This is a genomic window from Croceitalea vernalis, assembly GCF_031846405.1.
GTDB classification, from domain to species: domain Bacteria; phylum Bacteroidota; class Bacteroidia; order Flavobacteriales; family Flavobacteriaceae; genus Croceitalea; species Croceitalea vernalis.
This window is the reverse complement of the sequence record NZ_JAVRHU010000001.1, coordinates 421,004-439,745: the sequence shown is the minus strand read 5'-3', so window position 1 is coordinate 439,745 and position 18,742 is coordinate 421,004. Positions and strand designations below refer to the sequence as shown.

Annotated in this window: 15 protein-coding genes; 10 read left to right on the top strand and 5 right to left on the bottom strand. The window is 35.3% G+C overall.

Annotated features, from left to right (window positions below):
* Positions 1-11: 11 nt before the first annotated feature.
* From RM520_RS01920 to nirB, 3 genes are read right to left on the bottom strand one after another with little or no spacing between them, the layout of a single operon-like run.
* Complete coding sequence (locus RM520_RS01920) at positions 12-602, bottom strand: DUF4202 domain-containing protein (protein ID WP_311386783.1); 591 nt, start codon at positions 600-602, stop codon at positions 12-14.
* A gap of 21 nt (positions 603-623) precedes the next feature.
* Positions 624-1,001, bottom strand: a complete 378-nt coding sequence (nirD, locus tag RM520_RS01915; protein ID WP_311386782.1) for a nitrite reductase small subunit NirD — start codon at positions 999-1,001, stop codon at positions 624-626.
* A 26-nt stretch (positions 1,002-1,027) separates the two neighbouring features.
* The gene (gene nirB, locus RM520_RS01910; protein ID WP_311386781.1) at positions 1,028-3,532 is read right to left on the bottom strand and encodes a nitrite reductase large subunit NirB; all 2,505 of its coding nucleotides are present in this window, start codon (positions 3,530-3,532) and stop codon (positions 1,028-1,030) included.
* 122 nt (positions 3,533-3,654) lie between these two features.
* Between nirB and cobA the strand changes: the two genes are divergently transcribed.
* From cobA to RM520_RS01860, 10 genes are all read left to right on the top strand, one after another.
* Positions 3,655-4,431 carry a uroporphyrinogen-III C-methyltransferase gene (gene cobA, locus RM520_RS01905; protein ID WP_311386780.1) on the top strand — a complete coding sequence of 259 codons (777 nt, stop codon included), beginning with the start codon at positions 3,655-3,657 and terminating at the stop codon, positions 4,429-4,431.
* Between the two features lie 181 nt (positions 4,432-4,612).
* The gene (locus RM520_RS01900) at positions 4,613-4,975 is read left to right on the top strand and encodes a group I truncated hemoglobin (RefSeq protein WP_311386779.1); all 363 of its coding nucleotides are present in this window, start codon (positions 4,613-4,615) and stop codon (positions 4,973-4,975) included.
* Between the two features lie 312 nt (positions 4,976-5,287).
* Positions 5,288-6,676: a CmpA/NrtA family ABC transporter substrate-binding protein gene (locus RM520_RS01895; RefSeq protein ID WP_311386778.1), complete on the top strand. Its 1,389-nt coding sequence runs from the start codon at positions 5,288-5,290 to the stop codon at positions 6,674-6,676.
* A 23-nt stretch (positions 6,677-6,699) separates the two neighbouring features.
* Complete coding sequence (locus RM520_RS01890) at positions 6,700-7,809, top strand: ABC transporter permease (protein ID WP_311386777.1); 1,110 nt, start codon at positions 6,700-6,702, stop codon at positions 7,807-7,809.
* An 11-nt stretch (positions 7,810-7,820) separates the two neighbouring features.
* Entirely contained in the window at positions 7,821-8,660 is an 840-nt protein-coding gene (locus RM520_RS01885; RefSeq protein ID WP_311386776.1) for an ABC transporter ATP-binding protein, read from the top strand.
* A 42-nt stretch (positions 8,661-8,702) separates the two neighbouring features.
* A complete protein-coding gene (locus RM520_RS01880) occupies positions 8,703-9,536 on the top strand; it encodes an ABC transporter ATP-binding protein (protein ID WP_311386775.1) in 834 nt (277 codons plus the stop codon).
* 27 nt (positions 9,537-9,563) lie between these two features.
* Positions 9,564-10,865, top strand: a complete 1,302-nt coding sequence (locus tag RM520_RS01875; protein WP_311386774.1) for an alginate export family protein — start codon at positions 9,564-9,566, stop codon at positions 10,863-10,865.
* Between the two features lie 82 nt (positions 10,866-10,947).
* Entirely contained in the window at positions 10,948-11,634 is a 687-nt protein-coding gene (locus RM520_RS01870) for a response regulator (RefSeq protein WP_311387385.1), read from the top strand.
* Between the two features lie 136 nt (positions 11,635-11,770).
* Positions 11,771-15,304, top strand: coding sequence for a molybdopterin-dependent oxidoreductase (locus tag RM520_RS01865; RefSeq protein WP_311386773.1), 3,534 nt, complete (start codon positions 11,771-11,773; stop codon positions 15,302-15,304).
* Positions 15,305-15,313: 9 nt separating this feature from the next.
* Entirely contained in the window at positions 15,314-16,750 is a 1,437-nt protein-coding gene (locus RM520_RS01860) for a rubredoxin (RefSeq protein ID WP_311386772.1), read from the top strand.
* A 4-nt stretch (positions 16,751-16,754) separates the two neighbouring features.
* Here RM520_RS01860 and RM520_RS01855 read toward each other — a convergent pair whose 3' ends face one another.
* Together RM520_RS01855 and RM520_RS01850 are read right to left on the bottom strand one after the other, a co-directional pair.
* Positions 16,755-17,630 carry a sugar phosphate nucleotidyltransferase gene (locus tag RM520_RS01855; RefSeq protein ID WP_311386771.1) on the bottom strand — a complete coding sequence of 292 codons (876 nt, stop codon included), beginning with the start codon at positions 17,628-17,630 and terminating at the stop codon, positions 16,755-16,757.
* Entirely contained in the window at positions 17,627-18,694 is a 1,068-nt protein-coding gene (locus RM520_RS01850) for a GHMP family kinase ATP-binding protein (RefSeq protein ID WP_311386770.1), read from the bottom strand. Before RM520_RS01850 ends, RM520_RS01855 begins: the two co-directional genes overlap by 4 nt.
* Between the last annotated feature and the right edge of the window lie 48 nt (positions 18,695-18,742).

Sequence of the window (18,742 nt, the reverse complement as noted above, 5' to 3'; positions counted from 1 at the left end):
TTAACTTTCGTTTAATTTGAAATTGCTTGATTTATTAATTCAGCTGATTTTTTAGAAAATGTAATTTTAAGCGCAGCCGCTCGCCCTTTTTCAGACATTTTACGCCAAGTTTTTTGTAAAATATCAATTATTTTGGCATCGTTATGTTTTGTTGTAAACGGCTCAAAATAATATTGTAAAAACACCAAACAGATAACATCTTCCAATGTTTGTGTTTCAATACTTTTTTTCAACTGTTTTTTTAAGAGCAAAAAGGCAACTTGCGCTATGATAGTTTCACTATAACCTACTTCTGTTAAAATTTCCTTTGCTTTTTTAACGTGGAATTTCTTTAGTTCTTGTCGCCACTTTAAATACCCGGCACGATTCATTTCAAAAGAATTTCTAGGAATTTCCCATCTGCAAATATGTTGGCAATGAGCGGTAAGCCTTAATGATTCGGAAGCGTTAGGTTCAAATTTATTGAGTGTTTCTGTCATTCGTGAAGCGTACAACACCTCTTTTGGATACCTTATCCCATCGACTGCCTCACTATTAGGGTCTTTGCTATTGGCTTCATCGAAAAGACGAAAAGCTTCCAGTAATTTTTCTGGTTCAACCATATATTAAGGGCGTTCTAAAAATTATTCTGAAAAGCCAATATACACAAAGTTGTCTTCTATTTTAACAGGATAAGTGGCTATTGCATCTAAATCACCATTGAGGTTTTTACCATCCTCTAAAGAAAAAGTCTTTTTATGTAACGGACAGGCCACTTTTGGAATGCCTTTAAAATCACCAATCATTCCTCTGCTTAAAACCATTTCCATTTTATGGGGACATAGGTTTTGACAAGCATACCATTTGTTTAATCTTGTATAGTTGAAAACAGCAATTTGTTTGTCTTTATATTTTACACAAGCACCTCCATCTAAAGGAAAATCTTTTACGGGTGCTGCTTTAAACCAAACTTTTGCCTCCATTAATGAAGTTGTTTTATATTTTTCTAAGATTTTTTCCATGTTTTTAAAATTTGATGTGCAATTTGTTAGCTCCACTGTTCTGGCATTTTTTGCTTCCTCATAGGAACAAAAACTAAGTTATCATCCTCTTCTTTACTATTTACAAAGTGGCTAAAACGCTTCATCATTTCAGGGTTGTTTACAGCTTGAGTCCACTCGCATTCAAATTTATTTACAAGGGTTTGCATCTCTAGTTCTAAATCTTCTACAAGACCAAGTTTATCGTCAACAATAACTTCCTTTAAATACGCCATTCCACCTTCAAGTCGCTCTTGCCAAGCTGCAGTGCGCTGTAAAGGCTTAGCGGTGCGCATATAGAACATTAAATACCGATCTAGGTATTTTATTACGGTTTCATTATCAATCTGTTCAGCTAATAGTTCTGCATGGCGTGGGGTGGCACCGCCATTACCACCAACATATAAATTCCATCCGCCCTCTACTGCGATCAGGCCAAAATCTTTACCCCTTGCCTCAGCGCATTCACGAATACACCCAGAAACTCCCCCTTTTATTTTATGGGGAGCACGGATACCTCGGTAACGATTTTCAAGTTCGATACCAAAACTTACACTTTCATCCATTCCATAACGACACCAAGTTGATCCCACACAAGTTTTAACAGTACGCAAAGCTTTCCCATAAGCATGTCCACTTTCAAAACCATGGCCGATAAGTTCTTTCCAGATTGATGGTAATTGATTTAAGGTCGCACCAAACAAATCGATACGAACACCACCGGTAATCTTAGTGTATAGGTCGTATTTCTTAGCGATGTTACCTAGTGCAATTAATTTATCTGGAGTAATTTCTCCACCAGGAACACGGGGTACCACAGAATAAGTCCCGTTCCGCTGAATATTTGCCAAAAACCTATCATTGGAATCTTGTATTGCATATTCTTTATTTGCTGTATCTGCATTAATACTTGCCATCAATGAAGCAATAACAGGTTTACAGATTTCACAGCCATGACCACCATTGCCGTGTTTATCTAATACTTCATAAAAGGTTTGGTATTCTTTTACTTGAATAAGGCTGTACAATTCTTGGCGGTTATAATCAAAATGTTCACAGATGGTATCTTTTACTTCAATACCTAAAGACTTTAAAGTGGCCTCCGTAAGATCTTTAACCATTGGCTTACAGCCACCACAACCAGTGCCAGCCTTTGTACAAGAAACGACATCGGCTAAATCTTTTGCTGCTCCATTTTCGATTACTTCGCAAATTTGCCCTTTACTAACACTTTCACATGAACAAATTTGGGCCTCGTTTGGTAAATCCATAACATCACCAAAAGAGGCTGCGCCTTCACTAGAAGGTAAAATTAGTTGTGCAGGATTATCAGGAATTTTCATTCCATTTATATACATCTGATGTAACATATTATAATCATCAGCATTGCCTACCAGGATTCCACCAAGCAATTTTTTTCCATCATGGGAAACGTTTATTCTTTTGTATAGGTTTTCCGTCTTGTTCTCAAAAATAATCGAATGTCCCTGTTCTACTGGCATAAAAGGAGTTCCGAAACTTGCTACATCAACCCCAATCAATTTAAGCTTGGTAGACATATCTATGTCTGCTGGCATAACAGTATCGTTTTTGCCCAAAATTTGATCAACAGTCACTTGGGCCATTTCATAACCTGGGGCTACTAGACCATATATCATATGATTGTATAGGGCTACTTCGCCTATTGCAAAGATATTGGGGTCAGACGTTTCCATTTTATTGTTAACTACAATACCGCCCCTAGTGCCCATTTCAAGTCCTGCGCTTTTACCCAGTTCATCTCTTGGGCGAATACCTGCGGAAATAATCAACATATCAACTTTAAGAGTGTCATCCTCACCGAATTCCATTCCTGTAATTTTTCCATTCCCAAGAATTTGATTTGTGGCTTTGCTGAGGTGGATATTTATGCCCATCGATTCTAACTTCACTTGAAGCACCTTGCTGCTTCTAATATCTAACTGTCTAGGCATTAATTTTGAGGCAAATTCTACCACATGGGGTTCTAGTCCCATATCCATTACCGCTTTTGCAGCTTCAAGCCCTAAGAGGCCGCCCCCTAAAATAGCGGCTTTACCACCTTTTATAGTTGAGGCGTAGGCCAAAGTCTCTTGTAAATCTTCAATGGTTCTGTAGACAAAAACCCCCTTTTTTTCTACCCCTTTTATTGGAGGAACAAAAGGTAATGAACCGGTCGCAAGGACTAGTATATCATATTTTAATGAGTTTGCCTTGCTGGTTGTAATCGTTTTGGCGGTTCTATTAATATCAGTTACCAATTCCTTGGTATGTAAGGCTATATTATGGTCTGCGTACCATGATCTCGGTGCTAGAGAAAGCCTTTTTGCGTCACCATTTTCAAAAAATTCACTTAGGTGGACACGGTCATAGGCTGGGTGAGTTTCTTCACCAAATACAACTAACTTATATTGTGAGTTATCTGCTTGCGCTACAAATTTTTCACAAAATTTGTGGCCCACCATTCCATTGCCAATAACAACAATAGTTTTCATATGCTTTGATTAAATTTTAGAAGACAATATTACGTATAATTACGTATTTTTAATATAATTATATCAAAATAATTACGTATTCTTGTTGCAGATTTGGTAAAAGTCAACTATAAAAACTAAAAATGAGGCACTCACAGATTAGACCTAAAGTTACCTTAGTAGGTGCTGGTCCGGGCAGTAAAGATTTAATAACTGTTCGGGGATTGAATGCTTTAAAACAAGCAAATATTGTATTGTATGATGCTTTAGTAAGCAAGGAGCTATTAACTGAAATACCAGCTTCGACGCCAAAAATATACGTAGGAAAAAGATGCGGAAAGCACTCTTTGGCACAAGAAGATATAAATAGCTTGATATTGGAAAAAGCTATCACCTATGGTCATGTAGTACGATTAAAAGGAGGCGACCCTTTTGTTTTTGGTCGTGCCAACGAGGAAATAGATTTTGTAGAATCTTTTGGTATACCCGCGACGGTGATTCCAGGGATTTCCAGTGCTATTGCTGTGCCTGGCGGCCAAGGAATTCCTATGACAGAGAGAGGTGTAAGTAGTAGTTTTTGGGTAATGACCGCCACAAAGCGAGACGGTTCTTTTTCGCAAGATTTAAAATATGCATCACAATCTGCATGTACGATGATAATTCTAATGGGAGTTAGAAAAATACTAGATATTGCTAATGAAGTAAGTAGATATAGAGGATCATCGACTCCTTTTGCTATAATACAAAACGGTTCTTTGCCAAATGAGTCAGCACTGATTGGAACTCTAGGTAATGTAAAACATCAAATTTTAAATTTGGATACTAGTAAAGCTGGGATTATTGTTATAGGTGATGTGGTAGCTAGGCATCCTTCATTTTTTGAAGAAGAAGTGCAACGTGTCATCTGTTCACAGCTTTAATCACCAAATAATATTTCGTGCACCAAAGATTGTTAAAATACACACCAATATTTTTATGAGGTCATATTTTTTAGGCCTACAATGTGGAGAATCCTTAAAAATAAGTATTTGAAGGATTAAATACTTGTTTTTTACGTAATAATACTCAAAATTAGTTACATAGCTAATCTAATTATATCACATGGAACAAGAAACACTTTTTGATCGTATAGGCGGAATGGATGCTGTAAATGCTGCTGTAGACATTTTCTACAATAAGGTATTGGCGGATGAAAGTATTAATCACTTTTTTAGTAATACGGATGTAAAAAACCAAGCAGGGAAGCAGAAAGCTTTTTTAGCTTATGCTTTTGGATGTCCAATGGGATATACAGGTAAAAGTATGAAAGAGGCACATGCCCACATGGATATTACTGAGGCTCATTTTAATACTGTTGCTGATTACCTAGTCAGTAGTTTAGAGGAATTGAATGTTCCAGGAAATATGATTGATGAAGTAGTAGCAATAGCTATGAGCACTAAAAATGATATAGTAGGAAATTAACTGCATTTAAATAGATGCCAAAACAAAACCATAATTTAAGAGTTGTGGTTTTTTTATTTTATAGCTACGGAAAGACTTCCAAATAAAGTTTGAAAACTAACTATTGTTAGGTTTTTGTTTTGTTAAATAATTTACAACCTCTTAAAATACACTCCCTTTTTTTTCAGATACTTAAATTTTAGACTGCTGGATTCAATTGTTTCATAAAAATACGTATTAAATCGTAAAAATAAAATAAACTAAGTATAAATACTTAAATTATAATGTATGTTTGCTACGTAAATGATTAACTCACTATTAATACCTAATACTATGAAATCTTTGATAATGAAAACCTCTGCTTTCTGTTTAGTTGCAATTTTGCTTGTCGCTTGCGGAGGAAAAACAACCAAAAAAGAAACTGGTTCTGAAGAAACGGAAAGTAAAACAGCTTCCCTAGAAATTGAAAAACCACAACTGACTTTCGGTTTTATTAAACTTACAGATATGGCTCCTTTGGCTATCGCTAAGGAAAAAGGATTCTTTGAAGAAGAGGGGCTTTTTGTTTCCGTAGAAGCACAATCAAACTGGAAAAATGTACTCGACCGTGTTATTGACGGTCAATTAGATGGCTCACATATGTTGGCGGGTCAGCCTATTGCCGCTGGTGCTGGTTTTGGTAGACAAGCCGATTTGGTAACACCATTTTCTATGGACTTAAACGGTAATGGAATTACTGTTTCAAATGACGTATGGTCTAAAATGAAATCAAATGTGCCAACTGATGCTGATGGGAAACCAGTTCATCCCATAAAAGCAGATGCATTAAAGCCTGTAATTACCGAGTACAAGAATAGTGGTAAGCCTTTTAAAATGGGTATGGTATTTCCAGTATCAACACACAACTATGAGATAAGATATTGGTTGGCAGCTGCTGGTATTCACCCAGGAATGTATACTGCGGATAATGTTCAAGGACAAATAGATGCAGAGGTTTTACTATCTGTAACGCCACCGCCACAAATGCCTGCTACTTTAGAAGCAGGTACAATCTACGGATACTGTGTAGGTGAGCCTTGGAACCAACAAGCGGTATTTAAAGGCATAGGTGTTCCAGTAACCACCAATTATGATATCTGGAAAAATAACCCAGAAAAAGTGTTTGTAATGACTAAGAAGTTTGTGGAAGAAAATCCTAATACAGCTGTAGCAGTCACAAAAGCTTTAATTAGAGCAGGTAAATGGTTAGACGAGCCATCTAATAGAGCAGAAGCTGTAAAAATATTATCTATGTCGCAATACGTCGGTGCTCCAGAAGAAGTTTTAGCAAACTCTATGACCGGTACTTTTGAGTTTGAAAAAGGGGACAAGCGTTCTATGCCAGATTTTAATGTATTCTATAAGTATGATGCAACCTATCCTTTCTACTCTGACGGAATTTGGTTCTTAACACAAATGCGTAGATGGGGACAGATTCCAGAATCTAAGCCAGCAGCATGGTATGGAGAAACTATTAAAGATATTTATCGTCCAGATATTTGGAAAAAAGCGGCTGATCTTTTGGTGACAGAAGGTCATATACCTGCAAGCGATATTCCTTCAACTGATGGATATAAACCAGCTACATCAGATTTTATCGATGGCACTACTTACGATGCTAAGGACCCATTAGGGTATATCAATAGCTTTTCTATTGGTAACAAAGAAGATACTTCTCTGTAATATTAACACAATACTGTAAAGTCATGAAGCAAAGCATAACAGTAGATAATACGGAGAAACAAGGAAAAATGATAGAGGGTGTAAAAGCCCTCCTATCTAAACTAAAAATTAAGCCGCCAAAGTTTGACTTTGGAACTGTGCTAAAGAAGCTTATTGTACCTATAGTTTCGATACTAGTATTTATAGGTATTTGGCATGTGGGTGCAGATGCCCTAAGACAAAGAGAAATAGATTTTAGAGTAGAAAAGGCGGTGGCTGACCAAGGACAAGCAGCAGCCGATGAGTTAAGAGCTTGTTTTGCATTAAATGAGTCTAATTGCCAGACCAACACCTTGCCTTCTCCAAGTCAAGTATGGGCATCTTTACAAACACTTATTGCAGATCACTATGTAATTAAACAAGATAAGTTGGATTTTGCCACCAAGACGGCAGCAGTAAATGAGAAGCGTGTAGCGGCAGGTCAAGAACCTATAGTTTACACTGGTAGGCCATCATTTATTGATATTGTTTTAACAAGTTTAAAAACAGTATTTGCAGGCTTTTTACTAGCACTTTTTATCGCAGTTCCTATAGGCATTGTTATTGGTTTAAGTGATACCCTAAGAAATGCCATAAACTGGTTTATTCAGGTATTTAAACCGGTATCTCCTGTTGTTTGGTATTTATTGGTTTTTATGATTGTAAAAACTTTATTGATAGGAACAAGTTCAGATAATTCATTTGTCATTTCATTCATAAGTGTTGGCTTGTGCGCCATGTGGGCAACTTTAGTCAATACAGCAATGGGAGTTTCTTCGGTAGATAAAGATTTTATTAATGTTGCCAAAGTACTAAAGTTACGTCCGCTTCAAAAAGTATTTAAAGTGATTTTACCATCATCTTTACCTTTAATTTTTACAGGATTAAGAATTACACTTTCAGTCGCTTGGATGGTTTTGATTGCCATAGAACTTTTAGCCCAAAGTCCAGGACTTGGATTATTTGTTTGGGAAGAATTTCAAAATGGTGCTAATGATTCTAATTCTAAAATTATTGTAGCAATGTTTATCATTGGAATCATAGGATTCTTATTGGATAGGATTATGTTAATTATCCAGAATGCAGTTTCCTTTAATAAAAATGCAACCGCATAACAGAAAAGACTATGGCATATTTAGAATTAAAAAATGTTGGAAAAACCTATGGTGAAGGTGTAAATGCTACCGAAGTACTTACGGATATCAACTTATCTATAGAAGAAGGAGAATTTGTAGCTATTGTAGGTTTTACAGGAAGTGGAAAAACAACTTTGGTAAACTTAATTAATGGGCTATTACAAACTACTAGTGGCGAGGTACTTTTTAAAGGAGTACCCGTTACAGACACCAGTCATGAGCGTGGAGTGATTTTTCAAAATTACTCCTTGCTGCCATGGTTAACGGTTGGACAGAATGTGGCCATGGCAGTAAAAGAGGCTTTTCCAAAAGAGAGCAAAAGTGCTATAAAAGAACGGGTTGCAAATTATGTAGAAATGGTAAGCCTAACACCAGCAATGAATAAACGCCCAAAAGAACTTTCTGGAGGTATGCGACAGCGAGTTGCTGTTGCACGAGCCTTAGCAATGAATCCAGAGATGATTATTATGGATGAGCCTTTGGGAGCACTTGATGCTCTTACCCGTGGTAACTTACAAGATGAGATATTAAATATTTGGAGTAAGGATAAGCGCACCGCACTTTTAATTACCAACGACGTCGATGAAGGCATTTATATGGCAGATAGGATTATTCCTTTAAGACCAGGACCAAAAGCGACCCTTGGTCCAGAATTTAAAATAAATATTGATCGCCCAAGAGATAAGACCGCCCTTAATGATAATGAGGAATATAAAAAAACCAGAAATGCCATCATTGCTTATTTAATGGGCATTGGGGAAGAGCGCAAAGCGGAATCACAGAAAACATATGAGCTTCCAGATGTAAACCCTGTAAGTTTTGTGGCTTAAGATAAGTATAAGTAGTAGCAGTGGAAATAAACAAATAAAAAGATGAATACCGATACGGCAACAATAGACACATCACTAGGAACAATGGAGAATGGTATTTTTTTTCCATCAAAAGTGATGTTAGATCTAACTAACTTAAAGAAAGTATACCCTACTCCAAAAGGTGATTATGTGGTTTTAGAGCATTTGAACTTACAGATTATGAAAGAGGAGTTCGTTACAATAATTGGACATTCTGGCTGTGGAAAAACTACAATGCTTTCCATGATCGCAGGACTTAACCCAATTTCTGGAGGTAATATAGCGGTATTGGGGAATCCTGTGAAGGGGCCAGGTCCAGATAGGGGGGTTATTTTTCAAGCACCAAGCTTAATGCCATGGATGACTGCGCTACAAAATGTGCTTTTAGGGGTAAATAGGGTATTCCCACATGCAACTAAAGCACAACGAAAAGATATTGCAAAATACTACCTGCATAAAGTAGGTTTAGAAGGGGCATTTGATAAAAAAGCGAATGAACTTTCACAAGGCGAACAACAACGAGTAGGAATTGCTAGAGCATTTGCCATTAAGCCTAAAGTATTGTTGTTGGATGAACCTTTTGGGATGTTAGATTCATTAACCAGAGGGGAACTACAAGATATCTTAATTGAAATTTGGAACAAAGAAAAGATTACTGCTGTAATGATTACACATGATGTTGATGAAGCTATTTTCTTAGCGGACCGCGTAGTGATGATGACCAGTGGTCCAAGAGCCAAAATAGGCGATATCCTTGCAATTGATTTTGAACGGCCTCGCACACGAAAATCCGTTTTAGAGCATGATGATTACTATAATTATAGAAAACACCTTATTGATTTTTTAGAACATTAATACTAACTCAAATTAAAACTTAGAAAAATGAAAAGAAATTATATTTTAATTATCCTAGCTATCCTATCGGTACAACCGATTTTAGCACAATTTACACTGGATGGACAGTTTCGTCCCAGAGCAGAATACAGAAATGGTTTTCAAACTTTAATTCCTGAAGGGGTTGACGCAGGTTTTGCAATAAATACAAGGGCCCGTTTAAATGCCGGCTTTTCAACAGAATCTTTTAAGGTTTATTTAAGCCTTCAAGATTTAATTGTTTGGGGGGAAAATCCTCAAATAATACCTGTTGATTCCAATAATTCATTTTCAGTATTTGAAGCTTGGGCTGAGTTACAATTAGGTTCTGGTTGGTCAACAAAACTGGGAAGACAAGTACTATCCTATGATGATCAAAGATTTTTTGGGGGATTAGATTGGGCTCAACAAGGGCGTAACCATGATTTGGCAATGCTTAAATACAAAAAAGATAAATTTATGATGGACATCGGTCTGGCTTTTAATCAAGACTTAGATGAAAATGGAGGCCCTCTTTTCGGTTTTCAAAATCAAGGAACTGCCTATCCCGCGAATAATCCTTTTCAATATAAGGCCATGCAACATTTGTATTTAAAACAGCAGTGGGAAGGTTTTTCAGGAAGTTTTTTAGCTGTTAATTATTCTCATCAAAATTTTGATGATACCGGTGCAGCAGATGGGGTAAATAGTTTGCTTACATTAGGCACACATCTCAACTATAAAAAGAATAGCTTCGGTGCCGCTGCTAATGTTTTTATACAAAATGGTACATTTTTTAATGGAGGTACCGATGTTAAAGGAGCTTATCTACTTGGGCTTGATTTAAGTTATAAGGCTTCTAGTAAAATTGGCTTAGGATTAGGTTTAGAAATTATTAGTGGTGACGATTTAGATACAACAGATCAAACAGAAGCTTTTCTGCCCACTTTTGGAACTAATCATAAGTTCAACGGATTTATGGACTATTTCTATGTGGGAAACCATGTCAATACAATAGGTCTATTTGATATTCACGCTAGCGCAAATTTTAAATTGGGTGAAAAATCAAGTTTATTGGCTAAAGTATTAAACTTTAAGGGGCAGCAAGATTTACCTAGTGGAGAAAATGCATTAGGTACAGAAATTGATTTGGTATACACACAGGGCTTTAAAGGATATGCTTTAAAATTAGGATACTCTCAATTGTTTGCTGCTGATGGCATGTATGAATTGAAGGGAGTCACAGAAGATGCAGCCAAGGGGTCGCAAAATTGGGCATGGGCAATGCTTATTTTAAAACCTAAGTTTTTGAACACGGCTAAACCAGATTAAGTATTATCGAAAAACTTTGCTTCGAAAGGCTATTATGATACTTAAGTATTGTGGTAGCCTTCTTTTATTTATTTTTGATACAATGGAGGAACAAGTTCTTATAAAAACAATTCAAATTGTCTTAGCGGATGATCATGCCTTAGTGCGTGACGGTATACGGGCTTTGCTTGAAGAAGAGAAAGACTTAGAGGTAATAGCTGAAGTGTCAAATGGTAATGAAGCCATAAGAATGGTAAATGAAAAAGCTCCAGATATTCTAATTATAGATATAAGAATGCCTGAGATGGGAGGTATTGAGGCGGTTGAAAAATTGAACATTCAAAAAACAAAAACAAAGTGCATAATTCTTTCTATGCATGATTCAGAAGAATATATTTTAAAATCTGTAAAAGCAGGAGCAAACGGCTATTTATTAAAGGATACAGATAAAAACGAATTTATTAAAGCTATCCATACTGTTGAAGAAGGCGGAAAGTATTTTAGTGGTGACATTTCAAATGTTCTCGTCAATAATTTATTAAATAAAAGTTCGAACTTAAATAAGACAGTTCTTTCGAAGGTGCCAAAAATTAATGAATTCGATTTAACTAACAAAGAACTTAAAGTATTGGAGTTGATATTAGCTGGATATACGAATAAAGAAATATCTGAAAAACTAAATAATAGTAAGCGCACCATTGAAACACATCGTTTTAATCTAATGCGTAAGATGGAGGTCAAAAACCTTATGGAGCTTTCAAAGAAGGCAAGGAAAGCCAACTTAATTTAAAATCTTGTAATTTCTCAAGATAATTATTATCAGTCTAATAATAATTGCCCAAACTATTATCAAATTCTTACTACGTATTAATACGTAATTTTTTATTTTTCTTTTTTATAACGAAGGCCAAGTTTATACGAGTCTTATGCAAAAGAAAGAAAGTCATAACACCATTTGCTCTTATTGTGGTGTTGGTTGCGGAATTACTGTCAGTAAAGATATCCGTGGTACTCTTTCGGTGCATGGAACTGAGGATTATCCTGTAAACAAAGGAATGCTCTGCTCTAAAGGGAAGAATCTTAATTATGTTGCTCAAGATATTAGTGATAGGATTCTTTACCCTAAAATGCGTTGGAGCAGAAACCACTCACTTCAAAAAACAACTTGGGATATTGCGTTTAAACGTGCCGCCGCGGTTTTTAAAAGTATTATAGATAAACATGGGCCTGATAGCGTTGGCTTTTATGTATCAGGACAATGTTTAACAGAAGAATATTATTTGGCAAATAAACTTACTAAGGGTTTTATCGGTACAAATAATATTGATACCAATTCTCGATTATGTATGAGTTCTGCTGTCGTTGGCTATAAAAAAACTCTAGGTGAAGACGCGGTACCAATTTCATATGACGATATTGAATTGGCAGATTGTTTTTTAATTGCTGGAGCTAATCCGGCCTGGTGTCATCCAATTTTGTTTAGAAGGTTAGAAAAGCATAAAGAGGATAATCCTAAGGTCAAAGTATTGGTAGTGGATCCAAGGAAAACACAAACCTCTGCTTTGGCAGATCAACATTTACAAATTCTACCTGGCACAGATGTTATTTTGTTCAATGCGATTGCAAGATGGCTTATAGAACGCAAAAAAATTGACACTTCATTTATAAGAAAGTATACTTCAAATTTTGAAGCTTGTAAGCAAAGCGCTTTTCAACTTACTTTAAAACAAGCAGCTTACCAATGTGGCATTACCACAGAAGAGATAAAAAAAGCTGCAAAATTAATAAGCAACTCAAAGCGGTTTATAAGTATGTGGACCATGGGTCTTAATCAAAGCGTAATAGGGGTCGATAAAAATGTAGCACTGCTTAATATTTCATTATTAACGGGGCAATTAGGTAAACCAGGTTGTGGACCTTTTTCTTTGACTGGTCAACCAAATGCGATGGGAGGTAGAGAAGTTGGCGGAATGGCGAATCTCTTGGCAGCACATCGAGATTTAGGAAATTCGCAACACCGCAAAGAGGTTGAAGATTTCTGGGGGGGAAAACCCATAAAAAAAGAGGCTGGACTCACAGCATCTGAAATGTTTAATGCTCTTGAATCGGGAAAACTTAAAGCAATTTGGATTATCTGTACGAACCCGGTAGTTAGCTTACCTAATGCAAGAAAAGTCGAAGCGGCTCTGGAGAAAGCTAATTTTGTAGTAGTACAAGACATTTCACATAAATCTGAAACCACAAAGTATGCTGATTTGTTATTGCCAGCAGCAGGATGGCTCGAGAAAGAGGGTACGATGACTAATTCTGAACGCCGTATTAGTTATTTACCTAAGGTTATCGACCCTCCTGCCGAGGCCATGCCTGATGTAGAAATTTTATGGCGATTTGCCCAAGAAATGGGTTATAAAGGCTTTGATTACAATTCAGCAAGTGAAGTTTATGATGAGTATTGTTTGATGACAAAAGGAACGAATATCGATATTTCAGGTTTATCCTATGAAAGACTAAGAAAAGAAGGTAGTTTTCAATGGCCAGTACCTCATAAGTTACATAAAGGGACTCCAAGACTTTTTCAAAACCATGATTATTACACAAGTAACAGAAAAGCACACTTTAATGCACCAAAAAAGTTGTATAACCAGTCAGAACAAACTAATACAGAATACCCTTTGATATTAAACACCGGTCGTGTTCGTGATCAATGGCATACCAGGACAAAAACTGGGAAAGTAAAACGTTTGCTAACTCATATTCCTATTCCTTATTTAGAGATGAACAAGGTTGATGCTTTTCTTCATGGGCTTAAAGAAGATGATGTTGTGGTTGTGTCTAGTCGTAGAGGAAGTGTAAGAGTAAAAGTTAAAATCAATTTTGACATTAGAGAAAAAGTAGTCTTTTTGCCCATGCACTGGGGTAAAATATTGAAAAATGACTTTAGTAGAGCAAATAATATTACTAATGATTTGGTAGATCCAATATCTAAAGAACCTGATTTTAAATATTGCGCTGTAAAGGTTGAAAAGTATGAGAAGCCCAAACAAAAAATTGTAGTTATAGGTGCTGGTGCTGCTGCCTATCGATTTATACAATCTTATAGAGAAAAGAACGAGAAAGACGAACTTCATGTTTTTTCAAAAGAAGCTTATCCTTTCTATAATAGAGTTTTGTTACCGGAATATGTAAACGAAGAATTACCATGGGAAGCTTTACTAAAACTCAAAGAAGGAGAATTAGAAAAATTACAAGTTCATTTATATCCGAATAATGGTATTGCTAAAATAGAAGAAGAAAAAAAAATAGTTATAGATGATTATGGAAAAGAACATTCTTATGATTTATTGATCATAGCAACTGGTAGTAGAGCATTTGTTCCAGCTGAAGTCCGTATGGACTTGCCGGGTCGATTTACAATGAGAGAGCGGACCGATGCTGATAATTTAAAGCGTTATTTAAACGAAACAGATTTACCTGCTGACCAACAACATGTAGTTATAGTTGGCGGCGGTTTACTTGGTTTGGAACTAGCGGCTTCTCTAAAAAAAATAAAAATAAATATTAGTATAATTCAGCGCGCCCCTCGCTTAATGGAGCGTCAATTAGACCCTGTAGCCAGTAGATTGTTAGCAGAAGATGTTTCTGAAAGAGGAATTCAAGTTTACTTCGATAACGAGGTTAGTACGGTTTTTGAACAACATCAAACCCCAAATACACTACAAGTAACTTTAAAAACTGGTAGAACGATTACATGTAACGCTATTGTTTATGCTATTGGTACACGCCCCAATATTGAGTTAGCTAAGAATTTAGGGCTGAAAACACGTAGAGGTATCGTTGTTAATTCTTATTTACAAACCACTAATCCTGAAATTTTTGCCCTGGGGGAAATAGCAGAATTTGAAAACTTACTATTTGGTGTTACTTCGGCAGCCGAACAACAAGCGAGTATCTGTGCGAATTATATTTTGGGTGATCTTGCAAGTATTTACTCTGGATCTGTGCTCATGAATATTTTAAAGTTTGAGAATTTAGAATTATGTAGTATAGGAATGGTCAATGTACCTCCAAATGATAATTCTTATGAAGAAATTATTTTAATGGATGTTCGCAAAAGATTTTACAAAAAATGTATTGTAAAAAATGACACCCTTAAAGGTGCTATTTTATTGGGGGATAAAAATGAATTTGCAGAATTTAAACGCCTAATAGAAGAAGAAATAGAGCTTTCTGAAAAACGTGATGAGCTATTAAGGGGTGCCTCAAACACAGTGCCATTAAAAGGCAAGTTAATTTGTTCTTGTAGTCAGGTAGGAGAAGGAAATATTAAAGAAGTTATTTCAAAGGGATGTGAAGATTTTTTTCAAATATGTGCTAATACTGGAGCGGGCTTAGGTTGTGGTAGTTGTAAACCTGAGGTCAAAGCACTATTAGAATTGGAATTAGCTTCAATTACAACATAAAAGTGAGATATGAAAAATGATGATTTACATCGTATATTTTTCAAAGGTGGAGTTACCTCCCCAGGGGAGTTAATGGACATTATCACTATGCTGGAGGCTGCAGGGTTGAACCAAGTTTATTTTGGTTCTCGGCAAGATTTGCTGTTTCCCTTACAAGAAAATGATCAATCACAATTAGAAAAAACATCTAAGTTTAACACTGATATTATAACCGACAGGAATTTTCAAAATATTGTATGTTCCTATGTTTCGGCAGATATTTTTGAAATGACGTTTTGGTTGAAAGGCTCCACATATTTGTATATTCTAGAACAGTTTAATTTTCAACCAAAATTAAAAATTAATATTACTGATCCAAAACAGCGTTTAGTACCCATTTTTAGTGGAAATTTAAACTTCATTGCCTCAGAACAAGAAGATTATTGGTATTTACATATAAATCTTCCTTCCTGGAAAAAGCCAGAATATTATCCGGTTTTGATTTATAGTTGGGACATTGTAAAGATTTCTCAAGCTATAGATACAATTTATGAAGAGGCAATTGATATTGATTCTCTATTTTTTATGCTAAATAAAAGGATAGATGCAAATAACAAAAAGCTTGACAAACCTTTGGAAATACCCTATTTAACTTTTCCATATTATGAAGGAATGAATCGTATGGGACTTGATCAATATTGGCTCGGACTTTATTGGAGAAATAACCGTTATGATTTAAAATTTTTGAAAGAATTTTGTGGCTTTTGTTTAGATAATAGTATAGGAAAAATATGTATTACCCCATGGAAATCTTTTATTGTAAAAGGCATAAAACAAGAATGTAGACATGAACTTGAACGTTTTCTTGGTCAGTGGGGTATTAATGTTCGTCATTCTCAACTAGAAATGAATTGGCACCTACCAGTTGACGATTTGGATGCCTTAGAGTTAAAGAAGTTCTTAGTAAATAGTTTTGATCAAAAAGATATTAGTACTTATGGCTTAACTTTTGGGATTAGCAATGATGTAGGTAAAAGATCTCATTTTTCCTCAGTTATTATTGAAAAGAACGAATTGCCTTTAATTGTAAAAGCTTTTGAAGCGAGACATACATTTAACGTATTGCATTTCAAAAATTTTGACCCTAATACTGATGAATATATATCTTATGCCCAAAATGTAGATAAAGTTGAATTACCAGTCTTGTTAATGGAACTAAGTAAAAATTATTTCAATCTAAATCGTGAGATTAAGATAATGAAAGAAGAAAACGGTAAAAATCAAACAGAACCTGTTGAAGTTTATCAATGCCAATCATGTATGACAATTTACGATCAAAAAATAGGTGAAATTAAAAATGGAATTAAAGCAGGAACTTCTTTTAAGGCGTTATCAATTCAATATTGTTGTTCTGTGTGTAATGCTCCAAAAAATAATTTTATAAAAACGGAACTACATTTGGATTAAACATTCATTCCCATTTTAAACCCACCGGATAGTTTTTTTTTAAATATTTTTCTACAATCGATATATCATCCTTACTTGTTAAGTCAATCACATGTTCCGAAATGGGAATTACTTTTACATTATAGTCCTTTTCTCTTATCATTTTAAGTAAAGCCGTAGGTAATTCTTTTTCGTCTCTTTCTGGGTGAATAGGGCAATTTTTTAAGAAGGGATAAAAAAGACTTCCGTCAAATTTAAAAATGTTCATACTCACTCTTAATTTACCAAATTCATCTTGATAACTAAGCGCTTCTTCGGGTGAAGGTTTTTCTATGATATCCATAAGATATCCATCTTCATCAATTTTCATTAAAGCAAATTTTCCAATTCTTTCAGAAGAGAAATTAAGGCCCTCTCTATCATAACCAATTAGAGCATTTCGTGAGTTAACCTTTTTTAATGCGGTAAAAACTTTGGTAGAATATAAATTATCACAATTACATACTACAAAAGAGCTTTTTGTTAAAATAGGATATTGTTCTAACGCTTGATAAAGAGCGTCGGCAGTACCTTGAGGTTTTGACCTGCCGTTTACAATGTGTTGACGAACAAAAGAAATAGTAAGTCCTTTATAACTATTATTAACTTCGTTTTTTCCATATACTGCTTGAAATAAATCGTCTTTTTCAGCAATAACAATATAGATATTTAAGTACCCTGCTGTTTTGGCGTTATGTAAAAGGTAGTGTAAAAATGGTGTGTTCTTTTCTCCGATTTCTATAAGACCTTTGTTTCGAGTATTGGCCTGTCGGACGGCTTTTTCAGATAGGCCTTTTAAGGTACTTTCTTTCTTCATTCTTGAAGAAGCTCCACCTGCTAAAATGATAAGGTTATTAATCATAGTAGTATTCCTTCTGACACTTCTGCTTTATAGGCATTTACTGCCCCTGCTAGTTTCAATTGTTTTATGATTTTTTGTTCTTTGTTCTCGGGAGCTAAAGCAATGATACAGCCACCCCCCCCTGAGCCTACGATTTTTGCACCATAAGAACCACCTAATAAAGCTGCGTCAATCATTTTATCAATTTTCGGTACAGTAATTTTTAAATCGTTTTTTAAGATGGAATGATGTTGACTCATCAACTTACCCAATATTGGTATATCAAGAGGTTCTTCTTCAAATTCTGATAAGGCCTTTTGAGTAATTAAATGATTTCTAACAGCTGCATTAAAATAAGGTTTCAACGTATTCGGCAATTGACCTAAATAATGTTCTATCGTATTTTCTGTAATATTCTTAACGTCAAACCCATGATTCAAATTTTTTAGGAAAACGATGGATTCAAGAGCTAACCTTCTTCTATCTGCTAAAAGACCAAGTGTGTCTTTGGGAATACCAGATTCTCCTATAATAAGACCAGGTAGTTCTCCATTGAAAGTCTTATAAGCGGCTTTTTCGTCAGTTTCTAAATAAATTATGTTTCCCAAAGCAATGCTAAATTGGTCCATTTTACCTCCAGGTCCATTTCTTTCCAAAACTTCAGCTTCATAGGCTATTTTAGCAAGTAGTTCTTGATTGCACTCTACTTTGATGCCAAATGCCTGTACCAAAAAACTTATCCATATTAAGATTAAGGCAGAAGAACTTGATAAGCCCGCATTAATTGGGATATTCCCTGTGATTGAAATATCATAACCAAGATTGGGTTTACAGCCATATCTTTCAAGTACTTTTAAAACTGCGATAAAAGTATCTTCCGGGTTATAATTATTAAAATTATAAGGTATTGTAATGGAACGGGTTTGATTAATGTCTATAAAACGTATTTTAAGCAACTCAGAGTTATTTAAATGAGCTTCTAATTCAATATGTCTATTAATTGCACAAGCAATTATAGGGAGCCCTAAATAGTCTTGATGGTCTCCGAATAAACATACTCTTCCAGGGGCTTTAATTTTAATCATTTTGAAAAATAGACACAGCTTGAATTGAAGTACAAATTAGGATTTTTA